Genomic DNA, 16,660 nt, shown 5'->3' on the forward strand with positions numbered 1-16,660 from the left:
GCCCTGAGCGGGACGCGGGGGTCGGCGGGAGAGAAAGCGCAGGTCAGCCGGTGGGCAGGTTGCGGGCCATGACGATCCGCTGGACCTGGTTGGTTCCTTCGTAGATCTGGGTGATCTTGGCGTCGCAGTACAGAATGCGGCACTGAACTCGAACAAACGTACTTTCCTGCAGCTCAGAGCCTGACTGCCCTGGTCGTAGCGATGCACCGTGATGCACTGCAATGTGTCGCGATGAACAAGATCATCGCGCAGTCATCGCGCATTTTCGTAGGACGAGCAGCATCCCCCGCCATGCGCGGCGGGGGATGCTGCTGCTCAGTCGGGGGGTTCGAGGAGGGTGGCACCATGTCGCACCCCCCGACAACTGCCCCCTCGCCCGGCGATGCGGCCGACAAGGGGCCTCCCGTCGAGCACCCCCGCCGATCGGCGGGAGTGCTCGACCTCGAGGCGAACTAGGATCGCGGCGTGACTGGCAACCACACGATGCGGCAGACCCCTCACCACCGGCGCACTATCGCCTGCGAGCGCCGCTCCCGCAGTGCCCGATGAGCGCGGGCACTGCGGGAGCGGAGTCCTGTCGGCTGCTAGTCCCAGGCCGAGTCCATCAGCGTGATGGCGCCGCCGGCGTCAGTGTCTGCGGGGGTGACTACCTGGTCGGCGGCGTCCCGGGCGGGCACCGGCGTGGCGGCGGTCGGTACAGCCGCGAGGATGAGCCCAGCGACAGCGAGGGCCGCCGCGCCGATGAGTGCGCGAACGCGCATGGAACCTACCTCCAGAGCTAGGGATTAAGGCCTTCCGGACCGGGGTATTCCGGGTGGGCACGCACAAGTCTGACGCCCCCCTGTGGCAAGATCAATAGAAAACGGATGCGGGTTCCCGCACTGCGGGATCCCGCACATGGGGAGAGTCAGCATGACGCACCAGCTCGGACCGTGGACGGTCAGTCCGGAGGCCCGCCACCTTTACCTTGCCGTCCTGCACACCCAGAGCGTCGACAGCGCCGCAGATCCTCAAGCCCTCGCCGAGCTCCTGCGTTTCGGCCTCGTCATTGCGCACCCCGAGGGCCCCGATGGCCGGTACCTTGCTCTCAACCCCAGCGAGGCAGCCGCACAGCGCCGGGAGATCCTGCTCGGTCAGATATCGGAGGCCATGGCCGGCACAGCCGCCCTCCCCGCCACGATCCAGGATCTGGCGATTGCCTGGCAGTACAGGCCGCATCAGTCGCACGCGACAGGCGCCGTCGAGCACCTGGAGGGCGTCGAGGCCATCAATGCGCGGATCTCTGAGATTTTGGCCCAGACCAGCTCCGAGATGCTCACTGCGCAACCCGGCGGGCCCCGGCCAGCATCCAGCCTCGCCCTTAGTCTGCCGCGCGACCTGGACGCGCTTCACCGCGGCGTGGCCGTGCGGACGTTGTACATGGACAGTGTTCGGATGGACGAGGCTACGGCGGCTCACGTTAGAACGATGACTGCGGCTGGCGCCCACGTCCGGACGAGCGGGACGGCGTTCCTGCGCGCTTTGGTGTTCGACCGAAGGGCCGCCGTCCTCCGTGACTACATGCCGTGGACGGGTCCTGGGTCAGAGCCGCAGCGGGCGCTGATCGTCGAGGATGAGGCTCTCGTGCACTACGTGGCCGCGATGTTCGATCGCGAGTGGGCCCGCGCTGCTGTGTGGAAGGGCGAGCGGGCAGTGCCACCGACTTCGGCGGGCGATCCGCTCACGCCTCGTCAGCAGGACATCGCACGGCACCTCGCGGCGGGCGCGGGGCAGGCTGCCGTTGCCGCCGCCCTGCAGGTATCGGAGCGGGTCGTGCAGGGCGACCTCGCGGCGATGCGCCGCATGCTCGGCTGCAACACCAACGCCGCCCTGCTCTTCGAGCTCGGGCGGCGGGCTGGTCGCGGAGAGTGGTCCTAGCAGTCCCACTCGGCGCTGTGATGCTCGATGCGGGCACCGATCTTGCGCAGGACATCGCGCACCAGGCGGACGCCAGCGATGTGCTCGGCCGATCCATCGTCACTTCGAGCCAGCTCGGCGGCACGCTGCGCCGACTCGTACAGGTCAGTCAGGGAGGCGACCAGCGAGAACGGCTCGTGGAGGCTCCAGCCGGGCGTGTGCTGTGGGGAACTGGGGTCGCTCGGCGTGCTCAGGGTGTGCTCCGATTGTGTCGGCCCCCCGAGTGCGGTGGGGCCACCGTATCGAACTGGTGGACCCATCTGAGGGGTTCTTTATGCAGACTTTGACGTTTTGCCAGGTCACGGTCAGTAAGTGCCACCGACCCGTGCCCGTCCCCCCGATGAGGACCAGATGCGGATCCGCCGCGAAGTCGGCGACCGCATCCGCCGCATGCGCCGGGACCGGCACCTCAGTCAGGAGAAGCTGGCTGAGATGACCGGTGTCGATCGGCAGACGATCGGGTTCTACGAGTTGGGGCGGACGAGCCCGACGCTGGACCAGTTGGTCGCGATCTCCCGCGCGCTCGGCGTGCCGCTGGTCAACCTGCTCTGGTCCTGAGGCTGCTGGCCAGCCGGGAGGTGGCCGCCTGGTGTCCGCTACTCCTCCGGCTGCCCCCCGTGCTGGTCCCGCAGGCGGTCAGCCAGGTTGTTGACCGCGCCCGTGGCGAGATTGTGCGGGAGGGACCCGGTGGGGGCTGCCTCGGCCATTGCCCTCGCGGCCGAGAGAGTCGCCAGGGTCTGGAACAGGGCGTCATCGTCGGCGTCCTGTGCGCTCATGAGTGGCTCCTAGCCGTGTCGATCCGGACGGCCCGTCCGTCCGGGGCCATGCGTGGGCCCGTGCCGGCCGCTGTCCTCGCAGTCCACGCAGCGGCTGGCACGGGGGTCTGTGGGGCGGTCAGGCCGCCCTGGTCAGCTGACGCACGAGCAGCGGTGCCGGCGTTGGCTGCCGCACGCAGCACGGCGCCGCGGTCGCGCGGCGGGGCGGCAGGCCGAGCTCGGCGGCCAGGTGGCCGTCGATCCCGTCGTGCACCTGGCGCATGGCGGCGAGCAGCGGGTCCAGCACGTCGGTGTCGGCGCCCTGCTTCGCGGCGACATCCAGGCGGTGGCCCAGTGCCCGCAGGTTCTCGCTCGCCATGATCTGGTACGGCGTCACCAGACCGTCCTATCAACCGAAGCCGCCACGGGCAGCGAACCGGCCCAACCATGTGGCCGATACCTGGAGCTGGTGCGCGTCCAGTCCGTCAACGCCCGCTGGAAGCGGTCGAGCGCCAGGGCGAAGTCGAGCGTGACCGGGGCGACCGCGCCGGGCCCCGCGAGCCGGGCGTCCTCACGGATGGCGGTCAGCAGCAACCAGACACGCGAAGCCTCCGCCGACAACTGCTCGCGCACTCGCTCCCGGGCTTCCGTCAGCGACAGGCCTGCGGCGGCCAGCGAGGCCTGAGCGGTGAAGGTGTCGGCCGGGTCCGCGGCGAGGTCGTTGGTCAGGGTGCCGCACGCGGAGAACGCGTCGAGCAGCCGATGCACGAGCAGCGTGCCCCAGTCCGGGGTGACGCAGTCCAGCGCGAGCTCCGTCCACATGGCGGCCAGCAGCATGCCGCCGTCGATCGGGCGCAGCGTCAGGTACTGGCGCAGCGAAGGCGTCCGGCCTGCCTGGACGAAGGCCGCCAGCTTGTCGCTCGCGGCGCGCAACCACGCGTCCAGCTCGGACGCGTAGCGATCCCACCAACCCCGGGGCATCGCCGGCCGGGTCCGCCGGACCAGCTCCGCGAGCGCCCGCACCGTGGGGTGATCGCCCAGCTCAGCAGGCGCTCCGTCGAGGATGTCGAGCAGTCGGGTAGCGAGCACACTGCCCACCTGCGGGTCGGCGTCGCGCAGCTCGCGGTCGAGCACGTCGTCCAGCCGCCACAGCCACAGGCCCCAGAGGCTGGCCAGCTCCAGCGGCTCGCCAGCCGAGCCCCGCCACGCGGCCAGGAACAGCTCGACGTAGCCGTGCTCCAGATACCCGATCGGGTCCGGGTGGAGGTCGTGCACCGTCAGGAAGCCGAGAGCGGCGTCGTACAAGCCCGGGTGCCGGGCGTCGGTCGCGGTCATGCCGTCGCTCCAGCGTGCTCGGGGCAGGCGACGACAGCCCAGGTGAGGCCTGCGACCGTGCGGTAGCCGGCCCGCTTCAGGTCTGTCATAGCCGAACAGCTGATGCACTGCTGCTCATGCAGCTGAGCGTAGGTGGGCGCCGCGGAGGCAGGCGCCGGGATGTGCCGTACAGCGGTCTCTGTATCCACACCGCAAGATTCGACTGACTAGCAGTCAGGATCGATACCCAAGCGGTAATCTCACGGTGAGATACCCCGTTCGGCGCGACGAGGACCCCATGACCACCGCCCTGATTCCGCTCACCCTCCCCGACCCCACCTGGCAGCACGCAGACATACAGCAGGCGCTCCGCGCGCGCGACGTCGGCGGGCTCTTCCGATTCGTCCAGCACCACAGCGGCGCCAGCCAGGCCCGCATCGGCACAGCCACCGGCATGAACCAGGGCCGCGTCAACGAGATCATGAACGGTCGCCGCGAGGTCAGCCGACTGGACGTCTTCGAGCGCATCGCCGACGGCCTCTCAATGCCCGACGACTCCAGACGCCTCCTTGGGCTCGCACCCCAGCGTGAGAAGCGCGCTGGGGGCGCGGCCTTCGACCTGGCCGCCTTCCCCGAGGTCGTGCGCGTCTACTCCGAGCAGGCCGCCGCAGCCACCGAGATTCAACGCGCGGCCCGGACCGCTCGGGAGCTGGACGTACTCGCAGTACGAGGCCTGGGACTGCTCGGCCTCCGTGACTCCCTCCTCCGCCCTCACCTCGACCGCGACGGAGACAAGCCGCCGAGACTGCGAGTCCTGCTGCTCGACCCGGACAGCGACGCCGTAGCCCAGCGCGCCGCGGAGATCGGCGAGTCCACCGAGTCCCTCGCGGGCGGCGTCCGACTCGCCGAAACCAGGCTGCGGGAGCTCGCAGCCAGCAGCCCCGTTGAGGTCTACCGGTACAGCTCCCTGCCGGTCTGGCGCATCATCAGACTCGACTCCACCCTGTACGTCGCCAGCTTCGCCACATCCTGGGAAGGGCACGAGTCCGCCACCTACAAGCTGGTGGCCACCCCTCACGGGCCCTTGTATCAGGGGTTCCGCAGGCTGTTTGATTCCATGCTTAAGGACGCACAGCAGGTCATCTGAGGAGGAGACATTGGCGATCGAGGCCGAGCTGAAGGCGATCGTGCGTGACCCCGAGGCGGTGATGGAGAAGCTGGAGACCGCCTACGGACCGGGACGTCCTGAGGTCTACCAGGACACCTACTACGACACCCCGGCCGGCCTGCTCGGCCAGGGTGATCGGGAGCTGCGGATCCGCACCGTACATGCAGCCGACGACACCAGGACCGTGCTCACCTACAAGGGGGCGCGTGTGGACGAGGCGTCCGGTTCGAAGCCCGAGGCTGAGACCCGAGTCGATGACGCCGAGGCGGCCCACGAGATCGTGCGCGGGCTCGGCCACGTCCCCGTGATCGCGTTCGAGAAGCGCTGCCGGAACTACGCATTCTCGGCGGCAGGACGAGAGCTGCTGGCCACGCTCGTTCGCGTCCCCGAGATCGATGGCACGTTCCTGGAGGTGGAGACGATCGCGGCCGGTGACGACGACCTCGACGCAGCCCTCGCGGCGGTTCGCGCTGTCCTCGCTGACCTCGGAATCGAAGACGCAGACCTCACCACTGAGCTCTACACCGACGCCGTCGCGGCCAGCCGGTAACCGCTGTCGCGCTGGGCAGCCCACATCCGCCGGCGCCAGGACCCCCACGATCCCGTCAACGGCTGGGCGTGGATCCATGCACGATCGGGCTCGGCTCCAGCCCCCCACCCCTGGCGGCATCGAAGCCGCGGGCCTCGGCGAGTAGGCCGCCCGCGCGGCCAGCGCTCCTCAGACGCGACGAAGCGCCCCGCCTCCTCGCATCGAGGAGGCGGGGCGCTGGTCTACTTCTCGGGGGTGCTGACACCGACTTGGGCTGCGACGCGGTCGACCGCGTCGCGGAGGCTGGCCCCGGAGTTGGGGTGGAGTTCGTGTTCGACGGCGCCCAGGCGGCGCTCGATGGCGCCGAGTCGGGCCATTACTCCGTCGTGGCCGGGGACGCCGGGGCGGGCGGGGACGCCGGCCCAGTCATCAGCGATCTGCTCCAGGCGGTGGGCGATGTGGCGGGCGCCGCGGGTGATGCGCCACAGGAGCGCGGCGCCGCCGGCGATGGTGCCCAGGGCCATGGACCAGCCGGCGAGTTGGGTGAGGGTGCCGGCGGAGGTCACATGGCGGCCCCGGGGGTCGGGTTGGTCCCGTCCGGTGTGAACGCGGTGGCCGGTGCGACCGGGGCGGGCGGAGTGACCGGCGCCTGGGCGACCGGAGCGGCCACCGCGGGTGCTGCGGGCGCCGGGGCGGGCGGCGCCGGGTCCGGCACGACCGCCGGCGCCGCAGTGGTCGGTGCCACGGGCGCCGGTGCGGGCTCGGACGCGACCGGTGCCGCCGGTGCGGCCGGTGCGGCCGGGCGCGGGGTGTGTGGGGCGATCCACCCGGCGAGCAGCACGGCCAGGGGCGGGGCGAGCAGGGTGATGATGCTCTGGGCCCACTGCGGCAGCGGCGCGAGCAGGGTGGAGTGCGCGCCGGCGCTGTTGAGGCCGGTGAGGATGGCGCCGAGCAGGCCGGCCGCGCCGGTGGCGGCGCGGACCTTGGCCTCGATGGGGGCGTTGGCCATGGTGGTGGTCTCCTGATCAGTGGGTGATGGGGTCGGCCCAGGCGGCGGTCCAGGTCTGCGGGCCGACGATGCCGTCGACCGTGAGCCCCTTCTCCTGCTGGAACTGGCGGCAGACGGTCTGCGACTGCTGGCCGTACCAGCCGTCCACGGTGAGCGCCCAGCCGCGGTCGGACATGCGCTGCTGCCAGGTCCGCACGTTGGCGTCGTGGAGCATCGTGGGCTGCAGGCGCAGGTACTCGCCGGGCCACGGCGGTCCGGCCGGCGCCGGGGCGGGCGCGGGGGCCGGCTGCGGCGCGGGTACGGCGGTAGGGGTGAGGATCTGCTGGGCGCGGGCGAGGATCGCGGCACGCTGGGCCTTGATCGGGTCTCCGGGGCAGTCCGGGTGGCCGCCCCAGGCGTCGCCGCCCATGCCGTGCCAGCCCAGGCCCTGGCCGTTCGGGTCGTCGGTCGCCTGGAGCGGGACGCCGTACTCGCCGTGCAGCCATGCGTACAGCTGCGCGGCGTTCTCCAACTGGCTCGCCGTCAGGGAGTCGCCGGACACGCCTTCGTTCTCGACGCTGATCCACTGCCGGTTGCCGGCCATCTCGGCCCAGGCAGCGTCGGCGGTGTCGACCAGCTGCCGCAGGCCGCCGGCCTTCGGGTTGAGGAAGTGCGCGGAGGCCTGCGCGGCGGCGGTCTTGAACCAGGCCTCGCTGCCGGCCTCGGTGCCCTGCTGAATGTGGAGGACCAGGCCGCGTACCTCCTGCTGGCCGCCGGTGTACTGGTTGGGGGTCGGGCCGATCCACTCAGCTCCGAGCATGCGTGCCATCAGTTCTCCTCTGGGCTCTGGTTGGTGCTGGTGACGTAATCGGTAAGCGCCTGGTGCCGTTCTGCGGCAGGGCGGTCAGGGTCCGATCTGCCAGCCGGTCGCCAGCGTCGTGGTCACGGGGGCGGTATCGGTGGCAGGCAGCTCGGGGGTGCAGTCGCACGTCGGCAGGCTCGCGGCGTTCGGGCCCGAGCAACCGGGCTGATGGATGCGCGCGGCCAGGTCGAGAGTGATCGCGTGCGGACCGCAGGCGTACACCATCAGCTGCATGCCGGTGTTGTGCTGCTCGATGGGGATCGCCGCCAGTTCGACAGCGGTCAGGCGGCGTGTCCAGTGCGCCACGGCCGCCGTGGTGCAGGCGGTGTGACCGCACACAGGCGCGGACGCCGGAGCGATGGGTGCGGGCGTCGACATCGAGGACTCCGGATCAGGTGTGGACGAAGAGGGCCATGAACTGCGTCACGCCGACGATCGTGTTGAGCGCCGAGCCGGAGTTCTGCGACGCATAGGTCTCCACGTAGTCCGTGGTGCCGTTGCAGTAGACCAGCGCCCACGCGGCCATCGTGGTGTTGTACGAGGAGGTGGCGTTGCCGGCTGCCCCCTGCCCCGAGGCGGCCGCGCCACCGTTTTTGGTGATGTTGCAGACCCTGCCCCCGGTCGCGTTCGCGGCGTAGGACACCGAGGCCAGGAACAGGTACCACCCCGCCTGCTGCGGGGTGTACCTCGTGGAGTTCGCCGCGTTGTAGCCGCCGTAGCTGTCGATGGTGGGGGTGGGCCAGGTGATGGCGGGGATGCCACCGGAAGCGAGACTCTGGGCAGTGGTCTGCTGGTAGAGCGCGACGGGCGGCCCGAGCAGGAACGTCAGTCCGGTGTACAACTGCGCGTTCAGCAGCGCCGCGGACCCGACGTCCCCGACGCTCCACGAGTACGGGACGGGTGGGGCGACTCCGGACATGGGGCCTCCAGGAATGGGACGGGGTGTCAGTAGGCCGCGCGCGGCCCGCTGGTGGAGAGCGTCGCTCCGGGATCGAGCGACGCTGGGAACCCGGCTGCGGTCGCGGCTGGCAGCTGGTAGCCGGACGGGAGCGGCTGGCACACCGTCTCGCCCACCAGGTGGTTGTTGACGGTGTTGGTGCTGAAAGTTACCCCGACGGATGTGTAGCCAGCCGTTGTGGCCGCCACCGACTTGACCGTGAGGTTCTCGGCATCAGCGGTGCCGTATCCGAGAGTCAGCACGGTGCCCGGGACGAGGACGGCAGATGCCGGGTTGTTCGCCGAGCCTGTCAATGGCGCGAGCGTGACGGTGTTCGTCCCGGCCGTGGCCGCGGTGGCAAGCGTGGTGTGCAGGGCCGCAGCGATCAGCCAGTCGGTGAACGGCGCGGCCGGGGACTGCTGCACGGTCAGGGCCAACTTGCCGATGTCGTCCCCGGCCCATACCAGCTGCTCGATGAACGTCTCCAGCTGGATGACGGCGGCGTTGTTGGGTCGGCGCATATGCCGGGCCCGGCTGCCGAATCCGAGCCCGAGGACGGACGGCCACAGGCTCGGATCGGCCGAGGGGTCGACGCTGACGGCGTCTACGCGTGGTTGTGGCTCTGCGTACTGCTGGGCCAGGTACTGGGCGGCGTATCCGGCTTCCGAGACGGAGGCCGGGTTGATGGTGCGGCTCAGCGTCGCCTGGAAGTACTCCTGCTGGCTGGTACTGGCGCCAGCGTAGACGTCTGGGGGTTGCGGGCTGTTGGGGGCGACCTGGGTGGTGATGGAGATCTGGTTGTAGACGTGATCGGGGTCGAGGTCGATTTCTGCGCCGCCGCCGTAGGGCGCCTCTCCGGTGTGCTCGCCGAAGGTCACGACTGGGATGCTTTGGAGGTATCGCCAGCGGCGTCCGGCTAGCGTCACCGCTCCGGAGCCGTCGGTGTAGACCTGGCCGGCCTCGGTGTCGGCCACCGTGGCGAGCGCGGCCAGCGCCCCGACCCCGGCCAGGTTCGCGCCTCCCATGGTCTCCTGGGTGCCCAGTGCCGTCAGCTGCCCGGTGTACCCGGCCATGGTGAGGATTCGCTGCCCGCGGGCTGTGCTGCTTTCCCCGGCCCAGCCGGTCGCGAACCCCGCGCCGAGGTCGAACGCGGCGCTGTTCCCGATCGGGTAGGCGTACTGGACCGCGTACGCGAGATCGCCCTGAAAGTACTGCTGCCAGCTGTTCACGAACGGGTTGGCCATCGCGCCGATGGTGTCCGCATTGCAGCCAGTCAGCGTGTAGGCGCCGCTCGGCAGCACATTCTGGTAACCGTGGGTGTCGTTGGCGACCGTGAACGTCTTTCCGTCCGAAGACAGTTGGATGGCGCCGATGTGCCAGTTCCCATCACAGGCAGCGACGTCTGGCACGGTGATCGTGGAGGTGTAGGTGCCGGTCGGGTCCGAGACGACCGCATACAGGTGCTGGTTGGGGTCCAGGTAGATGCCCAGCCACGCTCTGGAGCCAGAGCCGCCATATACGCCCGGGCCGGTGGCCGCCCACAGGCACATCGCACCACCAGCCGTTGGCACGCTGGTGGTGCGGTAGCAGATGATCCGGGTCAGGCCCCCGCTGACCGGCGGGAGGTTCGCGCCGGACTGGGCTGCGAGCAGGACCCCGGCTGTGGTGGTGCCGTTGAGTCCCCAGCTCGGGTTGCTCAGCGTCACGACGGGGCCGGAGGAGCCGACCGAGCCGCCGCCCTGGACGCTGCTGCCCGCTGTGACTGAGCCGCCGCCCGCGCCGAGCGAGGGCGGACTGTAGGTGAGGCGGGGCGGGTTGAGACCGAGCTGGTCGGCGAACTGGGTTGCGCCGGAGGCCTCGTTGAGCGCGTAGACGAACTGCGGGCCGAGCGCCTGGAGCTGCTGCTGGAACGATGGCTGGAGGGTGAGCTTGGCCAGGGCGGCCAGGGTGTCGACGCACCCGAGGGTGACGGTGCCGCGTACCGCGCCGTCCCATTTCTGCTGCCAGCGTTCGACGTAGCCCTGCCATAGCCCGTAGGTGGTGCCCGGGTCGGTCCAGGTGCTTGCCGCAGCTGACTGTTCCAGCTGCCAACCGGTGGCGTACACGGTGGTGCTGCTGGTGGTGGCGGTGGTGTCGAGGAGTTCGACGCGTGCCCACACGGCACCGGTCGGGGCCGTGGCGCTGACGCTGGCCCGGGTCCAGCTCGGCAGGGTGGGAACGGTGACCGCGGCGCCGTCCGAGGTGGCGACCCGGGCGCCGGCCTGGTTGTACCAGGACAGGCGGGCGTTGACCTGAACGCCCGCGTTGTTGCCGGCGGCGCCGGAGACGTACAGGGAAGCGGTCCAGGGCTGCCCGGGGGCCTGGCTGGGCTGGCCGATGACGGGCGTTGCGTCCTGGTCGCAGCTGGGGAACGGGGCGCCGGTGCCCTGGCCGATCGCTCCGGCGATCGCGCTGCTGGCCGGGTAGGTCCACGCGATCGCGGTGGACTGTCCGGACGGGGCGCCGCTCACCGCGGCGATCGCCACGCTGCCGAGGGTGGTCTGGCAGTCCGTCAGCGCGGATCCGTCTGCCAGGCCCTGGGGAAGCTGGTTGGCCGACGGCGGCCAGGTCGCGGTCAGCCGGATCTGCCGGTAGGGCTTGATGCTGCCGTAGTACGGGCCGGACGCGTTGCCCGAGTCGAAGCTCCCGTCCGTGTTGTCGAGGATGAAGGTCGCGCTGCCGGACTGGACGGCGTCCTGCTCGTACTGGCGACCGGACAGCTCAGCCGTCCAGTTGCCCTGCAGCCGCGCGGTGACGTCCGTCCAGTACGGCTGACCGGCCTGCAAGCCGCCGATGTTGAGGGCGATCTGCAGGTTGATGCGGGGCCAGGAGGGCAGCAGAGCGGCCGACATCGGGCGCCTCCTTCCGGGTCAGGTGGTCGCGGTGCGGATCAGTCCGGGGCGGGCGTTGCGCCGGTCGTAGCGCAGCGCCATCTTCTGCAGGCCCTTGTAGAGCACGTCGGAGTCGAGCTGGATGATCAGCGGTGCGGTGACCTCAAGTACCGCGCCGGTGCCGGCCTGGCCGCTGGCGCCGATGCCGCCACCGGCGAGGGCGGGTACGCCGATCGGCTGGGCGGTCAGCGCGCCGGTGAGCGCCCCGACGGCGGCGTGCGCGACGTCGGCGTGCTCGGCGATGCCCTGCGCGATGCCGTGGGGGATCCACTTGCCGACCTCGTCGGCCATGACCCTGGAGGGGCTGGCGATCCCAAGGAAGCTCTTGGCGTCCTTCAGGGCGTCGTTGGCCAGGTCCTTCAGCTTGTCCGTCACGAAGTGCGCCGCGCCGGAGATCCCCTTGACGATGCCGTTGACGATGTCGGAGCCGAAGTTCTCGAAGTCCCGCAGCACGCCGACGACGTCGTTCTTCGCCGTGGTGAAGGCGTCGTCAAGGGCGTCGCCGATCTTGCCGCCTGTCTGGGTGACGCTGTGCCAGGCGTCCTCGACGGGGTCGATGATCGCGGAGCGGATGTGCGCCCAGATCACCGAGGTCTCGTTCTCGATGCCGTGCCAGACCCCGTCCAGCCACGACACCCCGGCGTTCCAGGTGCGGACCATCCAGTTCCAGGCGTCCTCGACGGGGTCGATGATCGCGGAGTGGATGTGCGCCCAGGCCACGGATGCGTCGTTCTCGATGCCGTGCCAGACCCCGTCCAGCCACGACACCCCGGCGTTCCAGGTGCTGACGAGCCAGTTCCAGGCGTCCTCGACGGGGTGGACGATGTAGTCCCGGATGCCGTTCCAGGCATCCTCGGCCAGGCGCTCGGTCGTGTTCCAGTTGGCGATGAAGAAGCCGGTGATGTCGTTCCAGACGCGTTTGGCGGTGTCCTCGATGTCCTGGTGGAAGTGGTTCCAGATCGCGAGGAGGATGCCGATCGGCGGCAGGAAGATCAGCAACAACAAGGGCCACCATTTCTTGAAGAAGTCGGTGATCCTGTCCCACGTATCGACCACCGGTGCCTCGACGTCGTGCGCGGCCTGCGAGAAGAAGCCGGTGATGTCGTGCCAGACACCGACGACCGCTGAGCTGAGCTCGTGCCAGCGCTCCTCGGTGCCCTGCACGAGCTGGTCCCAGCCGTGGACGACCGGATCGGCCACGTCGTGCCAGGCCGTGCTGAAGAAGCCGGTGATGTCGTGCCAGGTGTCCACCACGGCACCGGATACGTCGTTCCAGAGGCGGAACGTTTCTGCACCTACCCAGTCCCAGGCAGCCACCGCCACGTGGGCGACGTCCTCGGCGATGTCCTTGACCTCGCCCCACACCGAGCGCCAGTTGACGACCAGGGCGACGATCGCGGCCACCAGGGCGACCACGCCCAGGATGATCCAGGTGACCGGGTTGACGGCGGCGGCGGCCGCCATGGCGTAGAGCTGGGCGGTGAGGGCGGCCAGCGCGAAGAGCAGCACACCGCCGATCACCGCGGCCAGCACTTTCGCCGCGCCGGCGTGCTGGGTCATCCAGCCCGCTGAGTTCGCGACCGCGCCGACGATGGCCTGCACCACCGGCATCAGGTACTGGCCGATCTGGATCATCAGCGCCTGCGCGCTGGCCTTGGCCTCGGCCAGCCGCTGGTTGAGGGTGGCCTGGACCGCCGACCAGCCCTCGATCTGGTTGCCGCCCTCTTTGACGTGCTGGGCGATCCCGGCGGTGTTGTCCTTGAAGTCCTGCAGGTGGGGGCCGGTCAGCTCCAGGGCGCCCTGCATGGCCTTGGTGCCGCCGACCATGTCGGCGAGCGCACCGATGTAGGTCTGCTGGGCGGGCGGAAGGTTCGCGAGGACCTTCTGGTAGGCCGTGCTGTCCTTCGCGGCATCCTGGAGGTGCTGGATGAGGACGGTGCCGGCCGGGCCCATCTTCTTCTGGATCGCGTCGGTCAGCTCTTCGAGGGTGCTGGCCAAGCCGTTCTTGCCGAGGTTCTGGGCGACCTGGACCGAGTTGAGGCCCAGTGACTGCATTTCCTGGGCGGCCTTGCCGCTCGGGTTGGACAGCTGGGCGATGGTCTGGCGCAGGTAGGTCGCCGCATCGGCCGCCGGGGTGCCCTGGGCGGTCATGGTCGCCATCGCGCCGAGCACCTCGGTCAGCCCGACCTTGGCGGTGGCTGCGGTGGGCAGCACCGTGGCCATGGCCCCCGACAGGGCCTCCAGCGTGGTCTTGCCCTCGCCCTCGGTGGCGATCAGCGCGTTGACGGCCTGGGCGGACTGGTCGGCGCCCATCTTGTAGGCGTTCATCGCGGTCGTCGTCGCGTCCGCGACCGTGCCCAGATCCGCGGCGCCGACCTTCGCGCCCTCGGCCGAGTTCTTGAGGACGTCGAGGGCGGCGGAGCCGTGGTACCCGGCGGACTCCACTGTGTAGAGCCCGGAGGTAAGTTGCTCGGTGGACTGGCCGACCTGGCCGGCCATGGATAGCACCCCGGCCGACACCAGCTTCATGTTGCCCGCGGCCTCGCCAGCGCCGGTCTGGACCCGGGTCATCTGGCTGTCGAAGTCGGCGGCCATCTCGACCGTCTTCTTCGCCGCCTCACCGGCGGCCAGGCCCAGGCCGGCGATTGCGGCGGCGCCGAGCATCCCGGTCTTCTCGAACGCGCCAGCGCCTTCCTCGTCGGCCTCGGCCATGGCGACCTTGGCGTCCGCCATGGCCATCTGGACGCCCTTGCTGGACCCCAGGAACTCGATGAAGACGGGAGGCAGAGAAGGCATGCGATCACCTCCTCGGCCGTGCTATTCAGTTGTTCAGGTGCTGGTCAGTCCCATTTCGCGGTCGCGCGCTGCCAGGCCTTGGCCCAGATCGGGCCCATCTTCGGCGTCGCCTTCGCCACCCCGGGGGCGACGTAGGGGTACTGGCTCTCCAAGCGCTTCTTGTAGAGGTTGCGCACGCCGCCGCCGACCCCGACGCCTCCCTGCACGGTGCCGATGAGCGGGTCGGCCTTGGGCTTGCGCACGCCGCCGACGCCGCGCGCGAGCGTGCCGGTGAGCTTGCCGGGGCCGCCCGCCTTGGAGACCTGGTGCGGTGTCAGGTTCAGCCGCACCGTGGCGCCGGTGCGGGCGGACTTGCCGCGGTGGTCCCAGCGGGGCCGGCCGCGAAGGCCTGCCTTGATCGAGGACTTGGTGACGGACTGGCAGGCCTTGAGGGCGGCGATCGAGGCGGCGTCGATCTGCCGGGACACCCGGGTCAGCGCCGCCTCCACGTCCTTCGTGCCGGTGACCAGGATCCTCATTCCGGAGCTACCCACCGGCGGCCTCCTTCTCCAGGTTGGCGCGGGCCTGCGCCTGGGTGTCGTCCACGGCGATCAGCCAGTCGAGCTCGTCGGCCGGGCGGTCCTCCCAGGTGGACGGCGGCCCGTGGAGGATCTTGCACAGCCGCACCGTGCGGTAGTGCTCGTAGGCGTCGCCGAGCTGGGCGACGGAGTAGGTGTGGCGCCCCTCCAGCTGCTGCCTCAGGCGCTGGAGGGCTCGGTAGGGGACGTCTCGTCGGGGGTCGGCGAGAAGTCCGGGGCCGCTGCGGCCGCGCGGTCGGAGACCAGAGCGCGCAGCTCGTCGTAGACCGGGCCGGGCAGGTCGAGCAGTGCGTCCAGGGCGACCGGGCCCGGGAAGCTCCATCCCGCGACCTTCTGGACCACGAGGTTGTCGTTGAGCTGGTCGAGGAGGTCGTAGGCGTCGGCGCCCATGCCGGTGACCATCTCGGCGGCCTGGTCGTCGGTGAAGTCCTCGACTGCGGCCGCGCCGGCCTTCGCGGCCTGCTTCACGACCCCGGAGAATGCCTGGTTGCTCGCGAGGAGCTGCTGCAGGCGCCGCACCGGGCGGCGCAGCCGCTCGGGGGTGTCAGCCGGGTCGCGCAGGTCGACCCAGGCGCCGGGCTGGGAGGTGAGGTTGACGCGCTTCATGGTGAGGTTCTCCTACTTGTAGGTGCCGGACGGCATGGCGTTGGTCAGCGTGGCCTTGATCTGCGAGTAGCCGCCGCTGCCGCCGATGTCGGAAGTGTTCGCGACCGCCTTGAAGGACACCGGGAGTTCGATGTAGTCCTTGCCGTAGGTCGGGGTGCCCTCGGTGTAGGTCACCGTCGAGCAGTGCAGATCGAGACCGGTCGCCGTGGCGCCGCTGCCGGCGGTGTACGAGACATCGAAGGCCTGCTGGGTTGCGGCCTGGAACGCGGCGCGCTGGGTGGTGTTCTCCATGATCAGCGTGAGCTTGCCGTTCACGGAAGCGTCGCCAGACCAGATCGCGTAGGGGTTCTGGGTCCCGTTGGCGCCCCGGACCACTGTGATCTTGCGCGTGATGTTCAACTCGCCGTCCTGCACGAACACCTGCGACCCTGCGATCTTGTTGGTGATGTTCCAGTTCGGCTGGGGCGCGAGCCCCGGGGTGAACGACGGGGTGGGGGTGGTGCCGGGGGTGTAGCCCCAACCGGTCGCCTTCGCGCTGTAGTTGAGGAATCCGTCGGCGTTCCACTTGAACCCGAGCTCGCTGACCTGCAGGCCGGGGTAGTACCAGGTGCCGAGCGGGTCGAAGAGGGTGCCGGTGAACGAGGGCGGCTGGGTGTCGCCGGAGCACAGCACCGAGAACGCCGTGGAGTACGGGGCGCTGGAGCCGGTGACGGTGACGTCGGGCAGCACCGAGCACAGCGGGACGCCGATCGAGTCGGCGAAGACGTCGCCGCCCCAGGACAGTTCGCTGCCGCGCGGGCCGGCGGCGGTACCGAACAGGTCGACGGGGGCGCCGCGCTGGCCGGTGTCCTCCAGGATCGCCACGTCGTCCTTCGGCGTGAGGGTCTTCCATGGGACCCAGAGCGTTCCGGCCACCCCGGTCCCGCGGATACTCTCCTTGCCGAGCCCGAACGCTGTGAGATGGGACGGCTTAGGCACTGGCGGCCTCCTGCTGCTGGTGGTCCACGGTGGTGGCCGGGGCCGCCCCGGAGGCCGCAGGGATCGCGGGTGCGGCCGGGGCGTTGGGGCTGGGCTCGCCGACGGGTGCGGTCGGTTCCGGCGGCGGGGCGTCCGGGGGCGTCCAGCGGCCGTCGCCCGGGTTGGCCGGGAGGTCGGCGGTGTCGCCCGGGTTCAACATGCGTCCCAGGGTCGGGAAGTAGCGGCCGAGCTCGCCCTGATAGGTGTAGGTGGGCAACTCGCCT

The 16,660-nt window shown here is 70.3% G+C and carries 20 protein-coding genes and 1 pseudogene; 4 read left to right on the forward strand and 17 right to left on the reverse strand.

Features of this window, described 5'->3' with window-relative positions:
• Nucleotides 1-43 precede the first annotated feature (43 nt).
• Both OG403_RS14435 and OG403_RS14440 read right to left on the reverse strand, forming a co-directional pair.
• Nucleotides 44-124 (reverse strand): annotated as a pseudogene (locus OG403_RS14435) (acyl-CoA dehydrogenase family protein); the annotation flags it as partial.
• A gap of 460 nt (nt 125-584) precedes the next feature.
• Nucleotides 585-761 carry a hypothetical protein gene (locus OG403_RS14440; RefSeq protein WP_329564644.1) on the reverse strand — a complete coding sequence of 59 codons (177 nt, stop codon included), beginning with the start codon at nt 759-761 and terminating at the stop codon, nt 585-587.
• Between the two features lie 151 nt (nt 762-912).
• Here OG403_RS14440 and OG403_RS14445 point away from each other — a divergent pair, with 151 nt between their 5' ends.
• On the forward strand, nt 913-1,917 hold the full coding sequence (locus OG403_RS14445) for a hypothetical protein (protein ID WP_329564645.1): 1,005 nt from the start codon (nt 913-915) through the stop codon (nt 1,915-1,917).
• A 390-nt stretch (nt 1,918-2,307) separates the two neighbouring features.
• Nucleotides 2,308-2,514 (forward strand): helix-turn-helix transcriptional regulator, encoded by a 207-nt coding sequence (locus tag OG403_RS14450; protein ID WP_329564646.1) that lies wholly within the window; start codon nt 2,308-2,310, stop codon nt 2,512-2,514.
• 38 nt (nt 2,515-2,552) lie between these two features.
• Here the strand turns inward: OG403_RS14450 and OG403_RS14455 are convergent, their stop codons facing one another.
• The 3 genes from OG403_RS14455 to OG403_RS14465 form a co-directional block, all read right to left on the reverse strand.
• On the reverse strand, nt 2,553-2,732 hold the full coding sequence (locus OG403_RS14455) for a hypothetical protein (RefSeq protein ID WP_329564647.1): 180 nt from the start codon (nt 2,730-2,732) through the stop codon (nt 2,553-2,555).
• Nucleotides 2,733-2,850: 118 nt separating this feature from the next.
• Nucleotides 2,851-3,108, reverse strand: a complete 258-nt coding sequence (locus tag OG403_RS14460; protein ID WP_329564648.1) for a hypothetical protein — start codon at nt 3,106-3,108, stop codon at nt 2,851-2,853.
• Nucleotides 3,105-4,046, reverse strand: coding sequence for a terpene synthase family protein (locus tag OG403_RS14465; RefSeq protein ID WP_329564649.1), 942 nt, complete (start codon nt 4,044-4,046; stop codon nt 3,105-3,107). Before OG403_RS14465 ends, OG403_RS14460 begins: the two co-directional genes overlap by 4 nt.
• A gap of 277 nt (nt 4,047-4,323) precedes the next feature.
• Here OG403_RS14465 and OG403_RS14470 point away from each other — a divergent pair, with 277 nt between their 5' ends.
• Both OG403_RS14470 and cyaB read left to right on the forward strand, forming a co-directional pair.
• Nucleotides 4,324-5,172 carry a helix-turn-helix domain-containing protein gene (locus OG403_RS14470; protein ID WP_329564650.1) on the forward strand — a complete coding sequence of 283 codons (849 nt, stop codon included), beginning with the start codon at nt 4,324-4,326 and terminating at the stop codon, nt 5,170-5,172.
• Between the two features lie 10 nt (nt 5,173-5,182).
• Nucleotides 5,183-5,743: a class IV adenylate cyclase gene (gene cyaB, locus OG403_RS14475; protein WP_329564651.1), complete on the forward strand. Its 561-nt coding sequence runs from the start codon at nt 5,183-5,185 to the stop codon at nt 5,741-5,743.
• 221 nt (nt 5,744-5,964) lie between these two features.
• Here cyaB and OG403_RS14480 read toward each other — a convergent pair whose 3' ends face one another.
• From OG403_RS14480 to OG403_RS14535, 12 genes are all read right to left on the reverse strand, one after another.
• Nucleotides 5,965-6,288, reverse strand: coding sequence for a hypothetical protein (locus OG403_RS14480; RefSeq protein WP_329564652.1), 324 nt, complete (start codon nt 6,286-6,288; stop codon nt 5,965-5,967).
• Complete coding sequence (locus OG403_RS14485) at nt 6,285-6,731, reverse strand: hypothetical protein (RefSeq protein ID WP_329564653.1); 447 nt, start codon at nt 6,729-6,731, stop codon at nt 6,285-6,287. The genes OG403_RS14480 and OG403_RS14485 overlap by 4 nt, the downstream gene beginning before the upstream one ends.
• Before the next feature lie 16 nt (nt 6,732-6,747).
• The gene (locus OG403_RS14490) at nt 6,748-7,539 is read right to left on the reverse strand and encodes a peptidoglycan recognition protein family protein (RefSeq protein ID WP_329564654.1); all 792 of its coding nucleotides are present in this window, start codon (nt 7,537-7,539) and stop codon (nt 6,748-6,750) included.
• Between the two features lie 75 nt (nt 7,540-7,614).
• The gene (locus tag OG403_RS14495; RefSeq protein ID WP_329564655.1) at nt 7,615-7,950 is read right to left on the reverse strand and encodes a hypothetical protein; all 336 of its coding nucleotides are present in this window, start codon (nt 7,948-7,950) and stop codon (nt 7,615-7,617) included.
• 13 nt (nt 7,951-7,963) lie between these two features.
• The gene (locus OG403_RS14500) at nt 7,964-8,491 is read right to left on the reverse strand and encodes a hypothetical protein (protein WP_329564656.1); all 528 of its coding nucleotides are present in this window, start codon (nt 8,489-8,491) and stop codon (nt 7,964-7,966) included.
• 26 nt (nt 8,492-8,517) lie between these two features.
• Nucleotides 8,518-11,400 carry a hypothetical protein gene (locus OG403_RS14505; RefSeq protein ID WP_329564657.1) on the reverse strand — a complete coding sequence of 961 codons (2,883 nt, stop codon included), beginning with the start codon at nt 11,398-11,400 and terminating at the stop codon, nt 8,518-8,520.
• A gap of 18 nt (nt 11,401-11,418) precedes the next feature.
• Nucleotides 11,419-14,235: a phage tail tape measure protein gene (locus tag OG403_RS14510; RefSeq protein WP_329564658.1), complete on the reverse strand. Its 2,817-nt coding sequence runs from the start codon at nt 14,233-14,235 to the stop codon at nt 11,419-11,421.
• A 44-nt stretch (nt 14,236-14,279) separates the two neighbouring features.
• A complete protein-coding gene (locus OG403_RS14515) occupies nt 14,280-14,768 on the reverse strand; it encodes a hypothetical protein (RefSeq protein WP_329564659.1) in 489 nt (162 codons plus the stop codon).
• Nucleotides 14,761-14,901, reverse strand: coding sequence for a hypothetical protein (locus OG403_RS14520; protein WP_329564660.1), 141 nt, complete (start codon nt 14,899-14,901; stop codon nt 14,761-14,763). The genes OG403_RS14515 and OG403_RS14520 overlap by 8 nt, the downstream gene beginning before the upstream one ends.
• 71 nt (nt 14,902-14,972) lie before the next feature.
• Complete coding sequence (locus tag OG403_RS14525) at nt 14,973-15,419, reverse strand: hypothetical protein (RefSeq protein WP_329564661.1); 447 nt, start codon at nt 15,417-15,419, stop codon at nt 14,973-14,975.
• Between the two features lie 12 nt (nt 15,420-15,431).
• Nucleotides 15,432-16,397, reverse strand: a complete 966-nt coding sequence (locus OG403_RS14530; protein WP_329564662.1) for a phage tail tube protein — start codon at nt 16,395-16,397, stop codon at nt 15,432-15,434.
• Nucleotides 16,390-16,653, reverse strand: a complete 264-nt coding sequence (locus OG403_RS14535) for a hypothetical protein (protein ID WP_329564663.1) — start codon at nt 16,651-16,653, stop codon at nt 16,390-16,392. The genes OG403_RS14530 and OG403_RS14535 overlap by 8 nt, the downstream gene beginning before the upstream one ends.
• Nucleotides 16,654-16,660 lie beyond the last annotated feature (7 nt).

It is taken from the genome of Kitasatospora sp. NBC_01266 (assembly GCF_036242395.1).
Lineage (GTDB): Bacteria > Actinomycetota > Actinomycetes > Streptomycetales > Streptomycetaceae > Kitasatospora.

Coding starts and splice junctions, on each gene's coding strand:
- OG403_RS14525 (WP_329564661.1), bottom strand. CDS start 15,419: ATGAAGCGCGTCAACCTCACCTCCCAGCCCGGCGCCTGGGTCGACCTG.
- OG403_RS14465 (WP_329564649.1), bottom strand. CDS start 4,046: ATGACCGCGACCGACGCCCGGCACCCGGGCTTGTACGACGCCGCTCTC.
- OG403_RS14455 (WP_329564647.1), bottom strand. CDS start 2,732: ATGAGCGCACAGGACGCCGACGATGACGCCCTGTTCCAGACCCTGGCG.
- OG403_RS14505 (WP_329564657.1), bottom strand. CDS start 11,400: ATGTCGGCCGCTCTGCTGCCCTCCTGGCCCCGCATCAACCTGCAGATC.
- OG403_RS14440 (WP_329564644.1), bottom strand. CDS start 761: ATGCGCGTTCGCGCACTCATCGGCGCGGCGGCCCTCGCTGTCGCTGGG.
- OG403_RS14485 (WP_329564653.1), bottom strand. CDS start 6,731: ATGGCCAACGCCCCCATCGAGGCCAAGGTCCGCGCCGCCACCGGCGCG.
- OG403_RS14500 (WP_329564656.1), bottom strand. CDS start 8,491: ATGTCCGGAGTCGCCCCACCCGTCCCGTACTCGTGGAGCGTCGGGGAC.
- OG403_RS14510 (WP_329564658.1), bottom strand. CDS start 14,235: ATGCCTTCTCTGCCTCCCGTCTTCATCGAGTTCCTGGGGTCCAGCAAG.
- OG403_RS14490 (WP_329564654.1), bottom strand. CDS start 7,539: ATGGCACGCATGCTCGGAGCTGAGTGGATCGGCCCGACCCCCAACCAG.
- OG403_RS14495 (WP_329564655.1), bottom strand. CDS start 7,950: ATGTCGACGCCCGCACCCATCGCTCCGGCGTCCGCGCCTGTGTGCGGT.
- OG403_RS14470 (WP_329564650.1), top strand. CDS start 4,324: ATGACCACCGCCCTGATTCCGCTCACCCTCCCCGACCCCACCTGGCAG.
- OG403_RS14445 (WP_329564645.1), top strand. CDS start 913: ATGACGCACCAGCTCGGACCGTGGACGGTCAGTCCGGAGGCCCGCCAC.
- OG403_RS14450 (WP_329564646.1), top strand. CDS start 2,308: ATGCGGATCCGCCGCGAAGTCGGCGACCGCATCCGCCGCATGCGCCGG.